13 protein-coding genes and 4 pseudogenes are annotated in these 16,931 nt (G+C 51.3%); 5 read left to right on the plus strand and 12 right to left on the minus strand.

Translation table 11 applies throughout. The features are described 5' to 3' along the window. Positions 1-14 precede the first annotated feature (14 nt). Both GVK32_RS05890 and GVK32_RS05895 read right to left on the minus strand, forming a co-directional pair. On the minus strand, positions 15-1,043 hold the full coding sequence (locus GVK32_RS05890; RefSeq protein WP_159867059.1) for an LLM class flavin-dependent oxidoreductase: 1,029 nt from the start codon (positions 1,041-1,043) through the stop codon (positions 15-17). Positions 1,044-1,254: 211 nt separating this feature from the next. After that, positions 1,255-1,842, minus strand: a complete 588-nt coding sequence (locus GVK32_RS05895; protein ID WP_159867062.1) for a TetR/AcrR family transcriptional regulator — start codon at positions 1,840-1,842, stop codon at positions 1,255-1,257. A gap of 355 nt (positions 1,843-2,197) precedes the next feature. On the opposite strand from GVK32_RS05895, the gene GVK32_RS05900 reads away from it, so the two are divergent. Further along, positions 2,198-2,953 (plus strand): SDR family oxidoreductase, encoded by a 756-nt coding sequence (locus GVK32_RS05900; protein WP_159867065.1) that lies wholly within the window; start codon positions 2,198-2,200, stop codon positions 2,951-2,953. Positions 2,954-3,007: 54 nt separating this feature from the next. Here the strand turns inward: GVK32_RS05900 and GVK32_RS05905 are convergent, their stop codons facing one another. The 8 genes and pseudogenes from GVK32_RS05905 to GVK32_RS05935 all read right to left on the minus strand — a co-directional run bounded on the left by GVK32_RS05905 (position 3,008) and on the right by GVK32_RS05935 (position 10,029). Beyond that, positions 3,008-3,547 (minus strand): cytochrome b, encoded by a 540-nt coding sequence (locus tag GVK32_RS05905; RefSeq protein WP_159867068.1) that lies wholly within the window; start codon positions 3,545-3,547, stop codon positions 3,008-3,010. Then, positions 3,544-4,599, minus strand: coding sequence for a catalase family peroxidase (locus tag GVK32_RS05910; protein WP_159867071.1), 1,056 nt, complete (start codon positions 4,597-4,599; stop codon positions 3,544-3,546). Before GVK32_RS05910 ends, GVK32_RS05905 begins: the two co-directional genes overlap by 4 nt. A gap of 341 nt (positions 4,600-4,940) precedes the next feature. Continuing rightward, the gene (locus GVK32_RS05915) at positions 4,941-6,590 is read right to left on the minus strand and encodes a bifunctional diguanylate cyclase/phosphodiesterase (RefSeq protein WP_159867074.1); all 1,650 of its coding nucleotides are present in this window, start codon (positions 6,588-6,590) and stop codon (positions 4,941-4,943) included. A gap of 494 nt (positions 6,591-7,084) precedes the next feature. Then, the gene (locus tag GVK32_RS05920; RefSeq protein WP_159867077.1) at positions 7,085-8,044 is read right to left on the minus strand and encodes a DUF523 and DUF1722 domain-containing protein; all 960 of its coding nucleotides are present in this window, start codon (positions 8,042-8,044) and stop codon (positions 7,085-7,087) included. Between the two features lie 77 nt (positions 8,045-8,121). Next, positions 8,122-8,378: pseudogene (locus GVK32_RS28845) on the minus strand (FAD-dependent oxidoreductase); the annotation flags it as partial. 12 nt (positions 8,379-8,390) lie between these two features. Further along, positions 8,391-8,687 (minus strand): annotated as a pseudogene (locus GVK32_RS05925) (SDR family NAD(P)-dependent oxidoreductase); the annotation flags it as partial. Then, positions 8,684-9,080, minus strand: a pseudogene (locus tag GVK32_RS05930) (nuclear transport factor 2 family protein). The pseudogenes GVK32_RS05925 and GVK32_RS05930, both read right to left, overlap by 4 nt. 220 nt (positions 9,081-9,300) lie before the next feature. Beyond that, positions 9,301-10,029 carry a MerR family transcriptional regulator gene (locus tag GVK32_RS05935; RefSeq protein ID WP_159867080.1) on the minus strand — a complete coding sequence of 243 codons (729 nt, stop codon included), beginning with the start codon at positions 10,027-10,029 and terminating at the stop codon, positions 9,301-9,303. Between the two features lie 118 nt (positions 10,030-10,147). Here GVK32_RS05935 and blc point away from each other — a divergent pair, with 118 nt between their 5' ends. Both blc and GVK32_RS05945 read left to right on the plus strand, forming a co-directional pair. After that, positions 10,148-10,672, plus strand: coding sequence for an outer membrane lipoprotein Blc (blc, locus tag GVK32_RS05940; RefSeq protein WP_159867083.1), 525 nt, complete (start codon positions 10,148-10,150; stop codon positions 10,670-10,672). A 195-nt stretch (positions 10,673-10,867) separates the two neighbouring features. Further along, positions 10,868-11,466 (plus strand): annotated as a pseudogene (locus tag GVK32_RS05945) (winged helix-turn-helix domain-containing protein); the annotation flags it as partial. A 651-nt stretch (positions 11,467-12,117) separates the two neighbouring features. Here the strand turns inward: GVK32_RS05945 and GVK32_RS05950 are convergent. Together GVK32_RS05950 and GVK32_RS05955 are read right to left on the minus strand one after the other, a co-directional pair. Then, positions 12,118-12,309 carry a hypothetical protein gene (locus GVK32_RS05950; protein WP_159867086.1) on the minus strand — a complete coding sequence of 64 codons (192 nt, stop codon included), beginning with the start codon at positions 12,307-12,309 and terminating at the stop codon, positions 12,118-12,120. A gap of 94 nt (positions 12,310-12,403) precedes the next feature. Further along, entirely contained in the window at positions 12,404-14,380 is a 1,977-nt protein-coding gene (locus GVK32_RS05955; RefSeq protein ID WP_159867089.1) for an amylo-alpha-1,6-glucosidase, read from the minus strand. Between the two features lie 439 nt (positions 14,381-14,819). Between GVK32_RS05955 and GVK32_RS05960 the strand changes: the two genes are divergently transcribed. Beyond that, complete coding sequence (locus GVK32_RS05960) at positions 14,820-15,536, plus strand: oligogalacturonate-specific porin KdgM family protein (protein ID WP_159867092.1); 717 nt, start codon at positions 14,820-14,822, stop codon at positions 15,534-15,536. A gap of 53 nt (positions 15,537-15,589) precedes the next feature. Continuing rightward, a complete protein-coding gene (locus tag GVK32_RS05965; RefSeq protein ID WP_159867095.1) occupies positions 15,590-16,930 on the plus strand; it encodes an MFS transporter in 1,341 nt (446 codons plus the stop codon). Position 16,931 lies beyond the last annotated feature (1 nt).

The raw sequence follows: 16,931 nt of genomic DNA on the forward strand, positions 1-16,931 counted from the left end.
GTTGGCGTTACCGCCTATTTGTCGCGCCAGCCCAGCGCCGGCGCAACCTGTTTGAGGATCGACTCAATGACGTGCACGTTGTAATCCACGCCCAGCTGATTCGGCACGGTTAGCAATAAGGTGTCGGCTTCGGCAATCGCTTCGTCCTGTTTCAGCTGCTCGATAAGCCTGTCCGGCTCTGCGGCATAGCTGCGGCCGAAAATCGCCCGCGTTTTCTCATCAAGCTGGCCAATGGTATCCCCGTCATCCCGGCCTGTACCGAAATACATCCGGTCGCGATCGTTCATCAGGGCAAAAATACTGCGGCTGACCGAGACGCGCGGCGTACGGGAATGCCCCGCCTGCGCCCAGGCCTCGCGGTAGGCCCGGATCTGTTTCGCCTGCTGAATATGGAAAGGCTCGCCGGTTTCGTCATCTTTCAGCGTCGAGCTTTGCAGGTTCATCCCCTGCTTCGCCGCCCACACCGCCGTGGCGTTGGAACCCGCGCCCCACCAGATACGCTCGCGCAGCCCTTCGGCATACGGCTCGGGGCGCAGCAGGCCCGGCGGGTTGGGGAACATCGGCTGCGGATTCGGTTGGGCAAACCCCTCCCCTCGCAGCACATCCAGCAGCACTTCGGTATGACGACGCGCCATGTCTGACTCGTTTTCTCCGTCGGCGGGCACGTAGCCAAAATGACGCCAGCCGTCAATCACCTGCTCCGGAGAGCCGCGGCTGATACCAAGCTGCAGGCGACCGCCGGAGATCAAATCCGCCGCCCCCGCGTCCTCGGCCATATAGAGCGGATTTTCATAGCGCATATCGATAACGCCGGTGCCGATTTCAATTCTGCGGGTTTTTGCGCCTATCGCGGCCAGCAGAGGAAACGGCGAGCTGAGCTGGCGGGCAAAATGGTGCACCCGGAAATAGGCGCCGTCCGCGCCCAGCTCTTCGGCGGCAACCGCCAGATCGATGGACTGCAGCAGCGCGTCAGCGGCCGAACGGGTGGCGGACTGCGCCGACGGCGTCCAGTGACCAAATGACAAAAATCCAATCTTTTTCATGACGTATTGATCCTGGTTTGCAGGGAAATTATCCGCAGGCCGGCATTAACCGCGATGCCGAAAATCAGCGCCTGCCGAGGTTTACGTCTACTTTACGCATTCGCTGATGGGAATAAATATCGTTTGTTTAACATAATGCATCAAATAAATTGACCGAGTCGTTGGCACATCATCGAAATGAAAAAAATAGCGTGCGCTTTCCCGGCAACGATCAGGCGCGAAGCACGATGTTATCGATCAGCGGCTGCACTATTCTGCGGAAAATATCCGCATCGTTAAAGGCGCGCGCCGACAGCATAGCGCCGTGCACCGTGGCCATCAGCAGGCTCGCCTCATCCGTAGGGCTGCCGGGTAGCCGCAGGCGCTTTTCGCTTTCCCCTCTGCGCAGCAACGTGGCCAGCCATTCGGTAAGGTCGGCGAAATGGCCGGTCACCTCGCGGGCCACTTCCGCCGGCAGCGTCGGCAGCTCAACGGCAAGCATCGCGCAGATGCAAAACGGCGAGGATCCCTCGCGAATGCAGGTCTCCCAGTAGTCGACGTAGGCCTGAAGTTCCGCCACCGGGTCATTCATCTGCCGGGTCATCGCCTGCATTCCGGCCCGCGCCTCTTCCCGATACTCGGTTACCACGACCTTCACCAACTCCGCCTTGCTCGGGAAGTGGTGATGAATACTCGCCTTACGAATATTCACCTTTGCAGAAATATCGGCAAAGCTGAAGCTCTGGTAGCCACCGGAGGTAAGTAGCTGTCGGGTATAGGAAATAATCTCGTTTGCTTTCGGTGAACGCTCAGTCGTCATAGTCGGATCCGCATGTGCATATCATACTGAATAAGGTGCATATTATCAGAGCGTTGGCAGGAAACCTACCAACAGGTAGGCCTGCTAATGCCCAAACTGGCGCCGGGATCGAGCCGACGGTCGCTGGCCAGCTAATTCACTTGCCGACATCAGAGGGCGTCAATATACTCATCGGGCATTGCCACAATGCCGTAGGCGTTACCGTCATCCAACGCGCCCGGATACCCCAGGGTCTCAGCAGAGAATAGGGGATCTATGCGGCGACGTTCCCATCTCAGGCGGCTATCAGCAACGACAACAGCTCCGATAGCCCCTCGCCGCCTTTCCATCTGCTCTATCCGGAGAGGACAAGGTTATGAACATTAGCGGTAACACCATTCTGATTGCTGGCGCCACCCGCGGTATCGGCCGCGCGCTGGGCGAAGCGTTTTACGCGCGCGGCAACCGGGTCATCATCACCGGGCGCAGCCAGGCCCTGCTCGATGAAATCACCCGCGCGCATCCTGGAATGACGGGCTTCAGGCTCGATACGGACGATGAGACGATGCCTGCCGCCGTGGCCTCAGAGGTCAAAACGCGTTTTCCACGGCTCAACGTGCTGATCGCCAACGCCGGTATTTCGCGCAGCGAAAATTTCCTCACCGACGGCGGGAATACGTCCGTCGCAGAGGAGATAGTCAGGACCAACATACTCGGCACCCTCCGCTTTACGGCGGCCTTCCTGCCGCTGATTCAGGGCCAGGCTGACGCCACCTTTATGGCAACCAGCTCCGCGCTGGCCTTTGTGCCTAAGGCAGACTTCCCAACCTACTGCGCCAGCAAGGCGTTCCTGCACTCGTGGCTGATCTCGTTACGTCATCAGATGCGACATATCCCGGTTGAGGTTCTTGAGCTGTCGCCGCCGTACGTGCAGACCGGGCTGACGGGCAGCGATCAGGCCCTGGACCCGAAGGCGATGCCGCTGGCGGAGTATATCTCGAGGGCGATGGCACTGATTGAGCACCGTCGGCACCCGAACGGCGAGATCCTGCTTGATGGCGATAAAGGCCGCCGCTGGGCGGAAAAAGAGGGCACGTTTGCGGCGCTCTTCCGCGCCATGAACCCGGATTAATCCCCCACCCCGTGCCGAAAACAGTTCGGCACGGTTTTCGCCGACCTCAGGTGCTTATCGCCTGCCGCCGCCGGACATACTTTCAAAGACGCCGTCGCGGCGCACTAAAGCATGAAATAGCGCGGCGGCCAGATGCAGCATCACGGTCATGAACAGCAGCAGCGCAACCGCTGAGTGCAACGGGCACAGGAGCGCATACCAGTCATTATTCACCGGCGCGATAGGCGGTAAAATAATGGCCCCGCCGACGGAGATGGGATACCCCGCGGCCGACTGCATCGCCCAGCCGACCAACGGCTGGAGGAGCATCATGGCGTACAGCATCCAGTGCGAAAGATGGGCCAGCCGCCGCTGCCAGCCGGGTATGGTGCCCGGCAGAGGCGGCACGGCGGTGTAAAAGCGCAGCCACAGCCGCACCACCACCAGCAGCAGGATCATCAGGCCCAGCGGCTTGTGAATGGACACCAGCAGCGCATGCAGGGACGAAACCGTGGAAACCATCGCCACGCCAATAAACAGCATCGCCACGATTGCCGCGGCCATCAGCCAGTGCAGCCAGCGCAGCGCCGGATGAAAATGGGTTACCTGTTTCATAAGTGGGCTCCTGACCGTTGGGACTGTTCGCGGGTGCGCAAGTTATACGATTTGGCGTAGGCCGACGACCGCGCGTTGAGTAGAGGGTCGTCCGACGCGGCGATCCCGGCCGGCAGGATCAGCGGATCGTAGTTGATATCGTTGCAGGGGCCACTCTCCTGCGCGGCGGCGCTCACCAGCTCGAGGGTACCGGCATTGACGGTTTGGCGATCGTCAGGCCAGAGCTTAGTCGCATCGTTGCTCGCGTCGCCCGCCTGGGCGACGGTTATCAGCAGATCCCAGCGCAGCGGCCCCTGAGCCAGGCGCTGCGTGATATCCTGCTGCAGGAAATCCTTATCGCTTTTATCCGCCTCGCTCAGGGGCTGATAGCCGGTACGCGGCACCATGCTCCAGCGAACCAGATGCCCGGCCCCCGACTTATCAATAAAGCGAAACGCATTCAGGCTGTTATAGCGATCGCTCGCCCAACTCGATGAGGGGACGTACTGCTTTGCCCAGGCCAGATAGCGCTGCAGCTGAGGGTGCGAGCCGACAAACGCCTTCAGTCTGTCAGAGTCAGGCTTGCCGGTTGCCGGGTCGGGCAAGGTGACGGTTTGCAGTTCGTAGAACTCTTCCACGGTGGAGACCGGGAACAGCGGCATGGCGTTCATTCCCGTCCGCCACTGCTCCCCGTTCCCCTGTCTGAACTCCAGCGCCATGCTGCGCACGGGAACGGCATAATCCGGCGCGTTGGGGTTGCCGCCGGCGATGGCAAAGCGGCCCGTTACCGGGGTTTCTCCGGCGGCGAACAGCGCCGCGCGCGACAGCGGGCTGGCGTTGCCGTTAGAGATAAAACGGCCCACAACGCATACACCTTTGGCATGATTGCGTCGAAAGCCCGGATGTTCGCCGCCCGATTTTTGCAGAACCGTCACCAGCTTGTCTGCGCTGAGGCGGTTCGGCGCCAGCCAGCCGCCAGCCCACAGAAAGAGCAGTATCACGCCTAAAGGGATAAGACCCACCAGCAGCAGGCGCGCTATTTTCTGGCCAGCGGAAAGTGAAGAGGTTGTCATATTTTCGCTCACACTATTGACATTGAACCCACAAACAAAAACGCGAGAAGCGATTCCCGCAGGAAAACTCTAGTGGCCACCAGCCGCTTTAAAGACCGAGGCTTGCGTTAATCAACCGACGCGCATCGGCCATAATCGGCGGGTGATTTTGCGAACAGCGAAAACAAACCTACTAGTTGGTAGGTAAAATGTCAATGCTATCGCGCTTGCCCCATCGGGGGGCGAGGAGGTTTTTCATTCGGAGGTTTTATTGGCTGAGTGAGCCGCAGCAAAAGCCGGTTTTCTGCCGGCAGGCAGGCCTCTCGGCCCGCTTACGGCGTAGCGATGAAGGACCTGAGAGGCTACTTTTTTAATTGTCCAATGATCGTCGGCTTGCCAAAAAGAAAGCCCTGGACTTCGTTGCAGCCTTCATCTTTCAGGATTTTCAGCTGCTCCAACGTCTCAACGCCCTCGGCAATCAGCGGGGTATTAATCGATTTACTGAGCGAGATAACCGCCCTCACGAAGGAGCGAACCTCGGCGTCGTTCTCAATATTTTGCAGAAAACTGCGGTCCATTTTGATGAGGTCAAAATGAAATTCACGCAGCATGCTAATGGAGGAGTAGCCGGTGCCAAAATCATCTAGGGCAATACTGATCCCCATGTTTTTTATTTGATTGAGAACGTTAAACACCAGCTTTTTATCGACAATAAACGCCGTCTCCGTGACCTCGAATTCAAGGAGGCTAACCGGGAAACAGGTTCTCATTAAAATTCCGCGGACGTTGTCTATAAAATGGCGATGGCGCAGCTGCACCGGAGAGATATTTACCGAAATCTTCTTGTGAATTTTATTCACCAGCGCTTCACGACATACCTGCTCTAATACCCAATAGCCCAGCGGTATAATCGTCGCGCTCTCTTCCGCCAGGGGAATAAATTCGTCAGGGTATATCAGCCCGAGTTCGGGGTGCTGCCAGCGTAGTAAAGCCTCATATCCCGTCACCTGCTTTCCGGAAATCGAGCGCTTTTCTTGATAATGCAGATAAAACTGGTCCCCCTTGATCCCCTGCCTGATATCCGAAATCATTTGATTGCGCTTACGCGTTCGCTCGTCCATCTCAGGCTCGTAGCGGCACACCTTATTGTCGATATCAGATTTGGCACGATACATAGCCAAATCTGAGTTGCTGATTAAGGTATTAAGATCGGAACCGTCGCGAGGAAAAACAGAAAAACCAATGCTCGCAATGACTGAAACCGACGTAGTGGCAAAATCATGTATTCCGCTAAAGCACCCCTGCAGCTTCTCGATAAAGAGATCGAGTTCGTCGGCGGACTCAAACGGCTTTACCGCCACAAACTCATCGCCACCAAACCGGGCCACCAGCTCATCGTTCTTGACCATTTTAGCGACATTTGTCGAAACTCTTTGCAGCAGGAGATCGCCAATAAGATGGCCCTCAACGTCATTTATTTCCTTGAACTTATCAAGGTCTATAGTAAAAATAGCCAGCTGAGTATAGTTATTACCCGCGATCAATCCTTCGACAAACGCAAAAAATGCCACCCGATTAGGTAGCCCGGTCAGAGAATCATACCTCGCCATCCACGAGAGCTTATCAATCACTTCCTTATGTTCGGTAATATCCCGGGTTATTTTGGCGAACCCCAGTAAAGTCCCGTCGTCATTGCGGATAGCGTCTATTACTACGTGCGCCCAAAATGATGAACCGTCCTTTCTGTAGCGCCACCCTTCCCCCTCGAATTTGCCGGTTTTCAGGGCGAGCGCCAGGTTTCTCGCCGGCTCTCCTGATTGCTGCTCGCCTTCGCTGTAAAATATGCTGAAGTTACTGCCAATAATTTCTTCGCTGGTGTAGCCCTTAGCCTGACGCGCGCCCTCATTCCAGCTGGCAATCGTCCCATCCAACTCCAGCATATAGATAGCATAATCTTTCACATTTTCGACGAAATGACGATATGAAATATCAGTTAACATTCTGTTATCCATATAAACAAACCCAACAGCGTAGCAGTGTATTGACAGAATCACGGAACAGAAATGTGAAAATGTGTTAATCACAATGTAACCCATCGCTACCGCTCTTGCTACAAGCATCTCTGGCCCGTAGCTTCGTCGCATCAGGCGCCAGCGCGCTCGTCGCCCCTTCTTGTACCTCAAGGGACGATGTGCCCGCGCACAGAGAGGGTGCGTCAGCCGCCAGGCCTGAAAAAACCCGCCTTTATTATTTATCGCCAGAACTGTCGTCAACAATATTAATAAATAGCATCAGCATTGATGATGAAAAAAATAAACTCAGCAACCTCATCCATCACCAAAAAAATTAAGCAAAAAAATGATGCTGTTATTTCAAGACGCTGCGTTAGCGACGTTAAAGTGGCTCACAAAGGCGTTATGCCATCACTTGCAGCCGCCTAACGTCTACTTCGCTGTAAAGCGGTGCCAGAGAGCGGCTATTTAGGTTCCATTCCGGGGCGGCCGGTTTAATTTACCGTCAGGCGCAGGGCTAAATCCTGCGGATAGGGATCAAAGTAGTTCTGCGTTAACAGGTAGCGATCCGGGTATTCCGCCAGGTAATGTTTCAGCAGCGTTAAGGGAGCGAGTAACGGCAGCAGCCCGGCACGATAGTGGAGGATCACGTCGCGCAGTTCACCGCGCTGGCGGGTATTCAACTGCTCACGAAAGTAGCCCTGAATATGCATCAGCACGTTAGTGTGATTTTTCCGCGAAGCGGGTTGCTTGAGGATCGCCATCAGTTTTTCGCGGTAGGCCACGAAAAAAGCGTCCAGATCCTGCCATTCGTGCAGCAAGGCGACGAACGGTCCGATCCCACGGTAGCGCGCCTGATGGTGCGCAAGCAGCTGCAGTTTGTAGCGGCTGTGGAAATCGAGCAGTCCACGACGATTCAGGCCGTTAGCCCGTAGGCTATTGAGCTCATGCAGGGCGAAAACGCGCTCGACAAAATTTTCACGCAGCTGCGGGTCGTGCAGGCGGCCATCCTCTTCTATCGGTAGCCACGGGTATTTCTCCAGCAGCGCCCCGGTGAAAAGCCCCACTCCCTCTTTACACCCGCGATTGCCTTCTTCATCGTACAGCCGCACGCGCTCCATGCCGCAGCTCGGCGATTTAGCGCAAACGATGAACCCCGACAATTCACCCAGACGTGGAAGAGCATGCTCGGTGAAATCAGCCATTTTCTGCGTGACATCGTCGTGCGGGGCGTGGCTGAAACGCATGCGAATATCCCCTTCGCGGGTTTGCAACAAGCGCAGCGCCGGGCGAGGGACCGGCAGGCCGATGGCCATCTCCGGGCAAATGGGTTTGAAGGTCACGCACTGTGCCAGCTCATCCATCACAAAGGCCATCCTCTTATGTCCGCCATCAAATCGTACGGCCGAGCCGGTTAAACAGCCGCTGACCCCAACAACAGGTTGCGTATTCATGACACTATCCTCTTTACGGCGTTTTGCGTGTGAAGAAAAGCGTGACTGTTCCCACGGTTAGGCCGAATTTCGTCATCACGGATAACCTTCTGTACGAGGGCATTGAGGTGTACGGTCAGGCGATCCCCCAGCTGCGCCAGCATGGCGCGAATATACTCCCGCGAACCGCCGGGTACGACGTACCACTGCGGGCGATGGGTCATATCCAGCAGGCCGTGATGCTCAAAGAACTGCAAAAAAAGCGGCAGTGGAAAACGACGCATCTCCTGCAGCGACGATGACCAGATAGCGGCCCCATCGGCAGAATGTAATGGCGGGCAAAAAATGCCCTGAAGCAGTGCTGTTCCAGAAAATTGGTGGTGATGACCCGTTCCACCAGGGCGGCATCCCCCCATTTTGCAGATATTCACAGGTCCCCGCGCAAAGGATCGTCAGCTCGGCGGAACAGCCCGCCAGCGCCTGGCGCGTCCCTGTCTGTCATATCCAACAGGCGTATGGCGATATTTGGGCTGCAGCGCTGCAGAGCCTCCAGGCGGGCCCGATCTCGCCCGCAGGGGATGACGCGGTAGTCGTCATCGGCCCAGGATTTGGCGAGTCCGGCCCCAATCCCGGAACTTGCGCCCGTGATGAGGACAGTCATCACGGGCGCACCCTGCGCTTGACGCTGCGCATCGCCCAGCCCGACAGGGCGAGATGCTCGTAGATCATCTCGCCCTGAATCTTTACTACCGAGCATCCCGGCAACATCAGGATCGCGCCTCCGTCAATGCGCGGGGGCGACCAGTGCATGGTCCCGGTCACGACAAAAAAGTGGCCGTCGCACAGCGGCGGATCGATGGAAAAGCGACAGCGCTCCACGTTGGCCAGAAGATGGGTGAAGTAACGCTGGATGGAGTAAAGCCCCCGCGATGCTCACCAAACGGATCGATAAGCGTGGCGTCAGTCTCATAGAGCGCGGCCAGCGTCATGGCGGCTGGTTCTCCAGTCCGGCGTAGTACTCAACAAACCGATTGATAACGGACGGCATTGTGCTCATAACCCTCACCCTGACGTTAAACAACGTATCGCACTCGCATAGTTAAAACTTATACAATTAATTTTATTTGTCCAAATTTATGATGGTATTATTTTTTTACTTAATGTATTTCAATCAATTAAATTAAGTTCTTTAGACGCTTAATTTCTAATAATCACACGCAGACACGCCACCTTTGCGGTGGCGCGTGGGGAACGACATCGGCAGTGAACGAAAGAAACTACAGAGGAATAACTTCGAGGGAAACGCCCTGCTGCTGCCAGAGAACGATCTGCTTTTTGCGAACGGCGGTAAGCTTGCCGCTGGTGATCAACAGCCATTTGCGCTCCGGGAAGATTTCCGGAGCTAGCGCAGCGGGCGGGACGGGAAGCACGTCAATGCGTTGCCCCTGGCCGGTGCGCTTGAGCGCTTCGAGCCAGATTTCGCACGGATCGGCGAGGTGCCAGCCGGTAATCAGGGCGTTATCGCCGGGCGCTTTTTTATCCCCTTCAAGACAAAACGAGGTGTAGGCGATAATGATGCCGTCGAGGATTTCGCGCAGGGTCATCATGGCCGGAATGTTGGCCGAGACTTTACTGCGCAGGGGGCGCAACACTTCCGTGACCAGATCCGGGCGAGGATATTCGCGGCCAGAATCGTAAATAAACTGGCGCAGGGATTCGATTTTCCCCTCTTTGAGACGCTGTAGCATCGTCTCCTGGAGGTTGACCCAGTTGTTGGTACGTCGCGGGCCGGGGCGGGCCAGCAGCGGCTTAACCTGGCTGACAGGCACACCTTTTTTTACCCAGTCGAGAATTTTTAGCGCCTGCTGGATATCGTCATCGCTGTACTGGCGATGTCCGCCGTCGGTGCGCAGCGGTTTTAGCAGGCCGTAGCGACGCTGCCAGGCGCGAAGCGTGGTGGCGTTGATTCCGCAAAGCCGGGCAAATTCCCCGATGGAGTAAGACATAGCGGGTACCTGAGCATAAAGAATACTCTCAATATACTACGAATCATTTCGGGTTGAATGAAGTGCGGAAAGTTTGCACTACACTTTACTCCCAACGGCACAGATGAAAGGAGTTCTCATGAAGCTATGGCCCGTTGCAACCGGTATTGCAATCGCCTTGACCCTGGTGGCCTGCAAATCCCCCAGGCCGCCAAAAGGTGTGCAGCCTGTCACCGGCTTTGACGCCGGCCGTTATCTGGGTAAATGGTACGAAATCGCGCGCCTGGAAAACCGCTTCGAGCACGGCCTTGAGCAGGTGAGCGCCACCTACGGCAAACGCAGCGATGGCGGTCTTAGCGTGCTGAACCGCGGCTACGATCCGCAGAAAAACAGGTGGAATGAGAGCGAAGGGAAAGCGTATTTCATCGGTCCGGCGACTACTGCGGCGCTGAAGGTCTCGTTCTTTGGGCCGTTTTACGGCGGCTATAACGTGATTAAGCTCGATGAAGATTACCAGTACGCGCTGGTCAGCGGCCCGAACCGCGACTATCTGTGGATCCTGTCGCGTACGCCAACCCTTCCGGAAGCAGTCAAGCAGGACTACCTTAACACCGCCCGTGCTCTGGGCTTCCGGGTCGATCGGTTAGTGTGGGTGAAGCAGTAAATATGCGATCGCCGCGCCCGCGCTGACGCGGCTCTTACGTTGTTTCACCCGGGAAAGGCAGCAGAAATCACGAGCCGTGGCGCGACAGGCGAAGAACAGCAGCGATTCCAGCCTGCGACCGTCATGGTATACCTGAGTAGTTTTCGCAATTACCTGTCAGAAAGATGACCATATTATCATCTGGCGCTGGCCCCCTACAGCCAGGTCATACTGGATATTATGCTGGCGGGTATGGATCGCATGTTCTGCAAGCCCTGCGAATCGCCTGCAATATTCCCGTTATTTGCCTCACCGCCAGAGATTCGGTTGACGATCGGGTCAGGGGGCTGGAGCTGGGAACAGATGATTATCTGGTAAAACCGTTCTCATTTTCTGAGCTGCTGGCAAGGGTAAAGAATCAGCGCCGACGGCACCAGCCGTACAGCACTTCGCTTCGTGTGGCCGATCTGGTGATGGTCTCGGCGCGCCTCCAGGTGACGCGCGGCGGCATACCCGTGGCGCTAACGCGTAAAGAGTTTATGCTGCGGTGGCTTCTGGCGAGCCGTCACGGTGAAATTCTGCCCCGGACCCTGCTTGCCAGCGAAACGAACATCGTGGATGTCGCCATTCGCCGCCTGCGGCGTAAAGTAGACGATCTTTTTGCTAAAAAGCTTATTACCACGGTAAGAGGCAAGGGATATTGTCTGACGGAACAGAAGCCCGGCGGTGTATCGCCCTTCCCTCACTCTGCGGCTCTATTTCAATCGCGCGGTCAATATCCGCCAGGATATTCTCAGCATCCGGTCACAGCATGAGCAAAACGTCAGTATTAATCATATGGGCGTTGCTTTGCCGGATATTATGCCAACGCCGATAAGCAGCCCAACCAACGCAAAACAGCTGCACCGCGGGGTCAACGCTGACCATCCCGAAGTCTCAACGCTTAGTCTGCAGGAAAATTCACAGGAAGGACCGATAACAACTCCCCTTGCACGGGTTACACGGGAGCGAGCGCTCATGCTCGAACGTTATCGGCAGCAAAGTATTCTGGTTTCGCTGGCCGCCATTTTGCTGTGTGCCGCCATCAGTCCAATGCTTATCCGTAGAGGGCTGGCGAGATAATCATAAACGCATTTACCGTCTATACCGTGAGCAGGGACTATCCCTGCCTCACCCAGCGAAAAAATCCGCACAACGAAGACAGCCGCAGCCTCAGGGCCTGTATCCGAATCACGTCTGGAGCATAGATTGTGTCCCTGATGCACGGTTTGACGACCACCGACGGCGCCTGCTGGCGGTCATTGACCTCTACGCCCGTGAGTGGGGTCAGAACCTGCGGTCTGCAGAATAGCGCTCATAACATCGTTGAGCAGAGGGTAAACGGCGCTCATTCCGGTGTACATAAACCCCATTTATGGCCTGCCATGCTAAATGCCAGAGACGATTCTTCGCTCGCACCAAGGTAATCAGCGCCTGGAAAGCCCGCCGGCACCGCGTTCGATTAGTGAAAGTTCGCGCTCAAAATAATACTCATCATCAGGCATAATGAAAATAACCCTACCATGGCGTACAAGTTGCGGCTGACCGTTAAAAATGAATAACGCGCTACCATATAAAACCAGGATAATAGTTGCCGGAAGAGGAATATTGTAAACCATATACTGATCCTGTTGTTAATTACAGCAACAATATAACTTATATTATTATTTAAATAGGCCCATAAAAGAGCCTATACATTTAAAATAAAAATGGTCAGGACAGAAGCACAGAAACGGGTGATTTTGACTTTAATATATAATCTTTGTTATTAACACGAAGAGTTCCGCCATCGCGGGATGACATTACAGTTAAGGTTTTGTTTTCAAGTGTAAATGTTACTTCTCCATCTTTTATTGGGACCTGTGAGTCGAGTGATTTAAAACATCCAAGAGAAGGTTCGACAATAAATTCATTAAAACCCGCTGTTACTGGCTTCACTCCGAAGCAATACCGCCCAATCAGATATATCGGACTAGCTCCCCAAGCATGGCAGAGACTCTTACCATAAGGATCACCATACATACTATAGTGGTCACTTCCTGATTTTGAAGGATCAAACTCTTCCCAGAACGTAGCAGCGCCGAGCTCAAGCATCCCTCCCCAGTATTTCTTGATGTTCGTGATTTCAGATTCAATCATCCCAAGTTTACACATTGCATCCGATTCAAAAAACTTAAAGTAAGGGGTTACAATCGCGGGAATCTTGTCGTTAAGAAGAACGTTCTCTAGTATTTTCCTATATCGTTCACTATCAGCCAAATCAAATATAACAGCAAAAATATTGGCGTGACGTGACACCTGTCGTTTACCACTTTCATAACAATCTATATAGGCGCCAAGTGATTCATCCCAAAAATATATTTCAATATTTTGACTGAGACGAGTTGCTTCATTTTCGTAACGAGACACATCCTTTCCAAGAATGCCCCCAAGAGCAATCATTGTCTGGTATGCCTTTAGAAGCAACAATTGTTCTGCGCAAACCGTTCCATCTTTATCTATTTCTGCCCAGTCAATAAAAATCCAATCACCTTCTCGGCCATAAATGAAACCGAGTTCGTTGGTCTGATTCAGCAAATAGTCCATCATTATTTTAATTTTTGGATAAACAAGTTTAATGAAATCCAAATCGCCTGTCATCATGTAATGTTTTTCAATACTGATAACCCAGAGCATTGAGTAATCCACAATAGTATTAATGTGCTGCCTAATATTATCCCTTCCTCTTAATGCCAGGATGGTTCGTTTATTAATATCCGCATCGAAAAATGAATATTGGTTTATTAAGTAACTTTGGTAAGCGTCACCTGACCAAATCCAGCGATCACGCTTCACGCCATCAATAAAGAAAAGGTCACTACATAGTCTGAACGTTTCTTCAGAAACTTTCCAAATCTCATTCAGTAAATCATCATCAGAGTTAAGTTCAGCAACTTTATTTTTAGGAATGTATTCATGATAAGCGACAAGTTCGAGGGTGGCATCATCAAACTCCGGAATATACACATACCTGAATGCACGCTTTCTAATCAGGGTATCAAACATGACGTTTTCTTGTTTATAATAACACTGCATTACATCCAGAGCTTCTGTTTCTGACTCACCATAACAAAGTGTAATAGACGTATCTTTATTGCTAAAATTGCTTAACTGAATACTACCGTTAACAACTCTACCAAAATCATATAATACCCCACCGTCCTGGACCCTCACGTTTACTGGTTTACGGACCTCATTCGAATACCAGACCTTGTTTGGATCATTTTCACAGTTAACGTACAATCTATCTGTGCCGACTATGGATGTGATGCAAAAATCACTTGCAAGCCACGTCGGATCACTTTTAATAGTTTTACCGCTTATATAGGCACACGGAAGGCCATTTGCATTCCCAACAAATACTTTTATTATAACCTTACCTCTTTCACAACTTATCGGAACGCCAAGCTTAAATTTCTTACCATTAACTTCCACATAACCAGTACCACTAGCGATGGCAATAAATTCCTCATTCTGGTCAAGAGTATATTCTTTAGTGAAATAAACATTCTTGTTGCAATCGTCCACAGCCCAGTATGATGGCCAGTCAAAACCTCTTTCTTCACGCGTGAAATTTTGTAATAAACCATGTCGAATTTCAAAGTCGCCGGGAAACCAGATCCAATAATTACAAGGTTGTGCGTTATTCATATTCATCTCCATAAATCATTCTGAACATCAGTACTACAGTAAAAGAGTCGTTATCCAAGGTTGATAATCAGAGATCGGTTATCGTTGCTGATTTTATCTGCAATTAATGACCCAACCATCCAACAGATGAGCCAAATTGTCACTATCATATAACTTGCTAACATCCTTGATGAAAACAAGAAAATAAAAATAAAAAGCATTAAAACAATAACATACAAACATACGACCTCTGATTCATCCCAAGAACTCGCTTTGAACTTTACCTTTTTTTTTAATATTTCTGTCGCTTTTATAGCTTTTTATCGTGATTTGCATGCCTGGATCAACCCCATTTATACCATAGTGACACACCTGAATGATGACTTGTCACTAAATTAGGTTTTTAATAAAGATGCTGAAAGTTACTATAAAAGTACTAGCTACCCTGGTGGAGAATTTAATGGCTAATAATAAATTGCATCTTATCTTATCTTTAAGTATGTTCTGTCTTATCGGATTAAATTGCGCTAATGCTGATACTGGCAATGACTATTATGTAGGTGCCAGAGGTGCTTACCTGACAGCTCAGAACCGACACCAGCCAGCGATTTATACTGGCATCAATGCAACTAATGGATTTGGTGCAGTACTGACTGAAACATTTGATGCAGGGAAAATGGACCAGTTGAAATCAGAAGCCGCTGAACTTGAAATGTGGTATCCCTATCTACGACCTTCAGAAGACTGGATTCTTCATGTCGGTAGTCTTGCCGATTCGTTTGCTGCAGGGTCGAATGGTGGCATATATACAGGTGCAACCTACCTCATTGACAAGACGCAAAATGTAATGTTCCGCTATCGTTTCAACTATCAAAATTTTGATACACTGAATGCCAGCAACGAACTCAAGCGTTATTATGCTCATATGTTTGTTCTAACTTACAGTTGGGATATCACCGAAAAGCTAAATTATTATTTTGAGAGTGAATATTACATTGCTCTTAATGATTTCAGACAAGCAAATGGCAAGAAAACCAGTGGTGAACTTCATAGCCAGTTAAGTTATAAAATTGATAAACACTGGCAACCTTATGTAGAAATCGCATGGTTGGATCGAAATATATCATGCAATGCTGAGGAATACCGAGTACGCTGGGGGATTAACTACCACTTTTAATAACTTAAATATTTTCAACAAACTCTAATAAATTAGATTAGCCGGAGAGATTTATGTCAAATATTTCAAAACCAGAATCTGACAAGATTCCTTTCTCTGTATGGTGGTATTCTTCAGTTGCAGGGATGGTCTCTTATCTTGATGCCGGTGGGATCATCACAACAAGCATTGCGTTAGTTATTTTTTTGAAAGACTTAGGTGCAACCAGCCATATTGGATATCTCTCCGGCCTGCTTACATTTATGATTGCTTTAGGAGCAGTAGTTGGCGGTTTCCTGGGAGATAAATTTGGCCGAAAAAAAATATTCATGGTCACAATTTCACTTTACGTAATAGGAACATTAATTTTCCTATTTCATTCAAACATATATCATTTGTATATTGGTTCAATCGTACTGGGCTTCGCTATTGGAGCCGATTTACCGGTCTCTCTGGCCAGCATCGCGGAAACCGCACCACAAAAAGTTAAAGCTAAAATGGTTCAATTTACAACGGTTCTTTGGATCGTCGGTGCCTATGCAACCGTCATTCTTGCTGCCATTTTTGGTGATACGGGGACGTTCGGTGGTAAGCTGCTTTATGCACATTTATGCGTAATTAGTGTTATTGTTCTGATTTTGCGCACTACCTTACCCGAATCAGTTGAATGGCTCGAACAAAGAAAAGCAATCGATAATTTCACCCCCGTAAATGCCAGTTCTGACAGAAAAGTATTATTGGGTCAGTTATTTTCAAAACCTCTTATCTATGCCCTTATTTCAACTGGATTGTTTTTCGCATTATCAAACATCAGTACCAATACCAATGGTCAGTTCCAGGCATTCCTGATGACTGAATACGGTGGTGTGACCATAGCCCAGAGTCAGCGGATTGGCTTAGTGGTGGGGGTGTTCACCATTTTAGCTGCCTTTCTGTATATGAAAGTGACTGACGGCGTAAATCGCATGAAGTGGTTTGCCTTTGCAGCAACTCTTTGCATCATGGGCCCCCTTGTACCGGCGATTATTGGCGTGAATCTGTATACACTTGTTGCCATGAACCTGATTGTAAATCTAGGAGCTACATTCGCTGGCGAGCCAATTTTTAAAATCTGGTCTCAAGAATTATTTCCAACGATGTTAAGAAGTACCGCTCAGGGGATAACGATTGCTTTTACCCGTATTATTGCTGCCATTGCCGCCATTTTTACGCCACTAATCCTCAATATGGGTCCTCAGATTTTATACTGGATTATTGCACTGATGACAGTTTTTGCCATGTCAATTGGCATGTTCTGGATCCCAAGACTGACACGAAAAACACGTGCTCATGAGCTTGATCGTTTATATACCGAAGCCAAAAAAAAACATCAATTTAATCAACCATCTTCTAGCATACTGAATGAGGGGAAGTAAT

Source organism: Klebsiella sp. 18074 (assembly GCF_902705905.1).
Lineage (GTDB): Bacteria > Pseudomonadota > Gammaproteobacteria > Enterobacterales > Enterobacteriaceae > Klebsiella > Klebsiella terrigena.

What these genes read in the sequence shown, in the direction of transcription:
- GVK32_RS05905 (WP_159867068.1), bottom strand. Translation starts at nt 3,547, where the DNA reads ATGAAACAGGTAACCCATTTTCATCCGGCGCTGCGCTGGCTGCACTGG.
- GVK32_RS05915 (WP_159867074.1), bottom strand. Translation starts at nt 6,590, where the DNA reads ATGGATAACAGAATGTTAACTGATATTTCATATCGTCATTTCGTCGAA.
- GVK32_RS05965 (WP_159867095.1), top strand. Translation starts at nt 15,590, where the DNA reads ATGTCAAATATTTCAAAACCAGAATCTGACAAGATTCCTTTCTCTGTA.
- GVK32_RS05950 (WP_159867086.1), bottom strand. Translation starts at nt 12,309, where the DNA reads ATGGTTTACAATATTCCTCTTCCGGCAACTATTATCCTGGTTTTATAT.
- GVK32_RS05935 (WP_159867080.1), bottom strand. Translation starts at nt 10,029, where the DNA reads ATGTCTTACTCCATCGGGGAATTTGCCCGGCTTTGCGGAATCAACGCC.
- GVK32_RS05900 (WP_159867065.1), top strand. Translation starts at nt 2,198, where the DNA reads ATGAACATTAGCGGTAACACCATTCTGATTGCTGGCGCCACCCGCGGT.
- GVK32_RS05890 (WP_159867059.1), bottom strand. Translation starts at nt 1,043, where the DNA reads ATGAAAAAGATTGGATTTTTGTCATTTGGTCACTGGACGCCGTCGGCG.
- GVK32_RS05895 (WP_159867062.1), bottom strand. Translation starts at nt 1,842, where the DNA reads ATGACGACTGAGCGTTCACCGAAAGCAAACGAGATTATTTCCTATACC.
- GVK32_RS05920 (WP_159867077.1), bottom strand. Translation starts at nt 8,044, where the DNA reads ATGAATACGCAACCTGTTGTTGGGGTCAGCGGCTGTTTAACCGGCTCG.
- blc (WP_159867083.1), top strand. Translation starts at nt 10,148, where the DNA reads ATGAAGCTATGGCCCGTTGCAACCGGTATTGCAATCGCCTTGACCCTG.
- GVK32_RS05960 (WP_159867092.1), top strand. Translation starts at nt 14,820, where the DNA reads ATGGCTAATAATAAATTGCATCTTATCTTATCTTTAAGTATGTTCTGT.
- GVK32_RS05955 (WP_159867089.1), bottom strand. Translation starts at nt 14,380, where the DNA reads ATGAATAACGCACAACCTTGTAATTATTGGATCTGGTTTCCCGGCGAC.
- GVK32_RS05910 (WP_159867071.1), bottom strand. Translation starts at nt 4,599, where the DNA reads ATGACAACCTCTTCACTTTCCGCTGGCCAGAAAATAGCGCGCCTGCTG.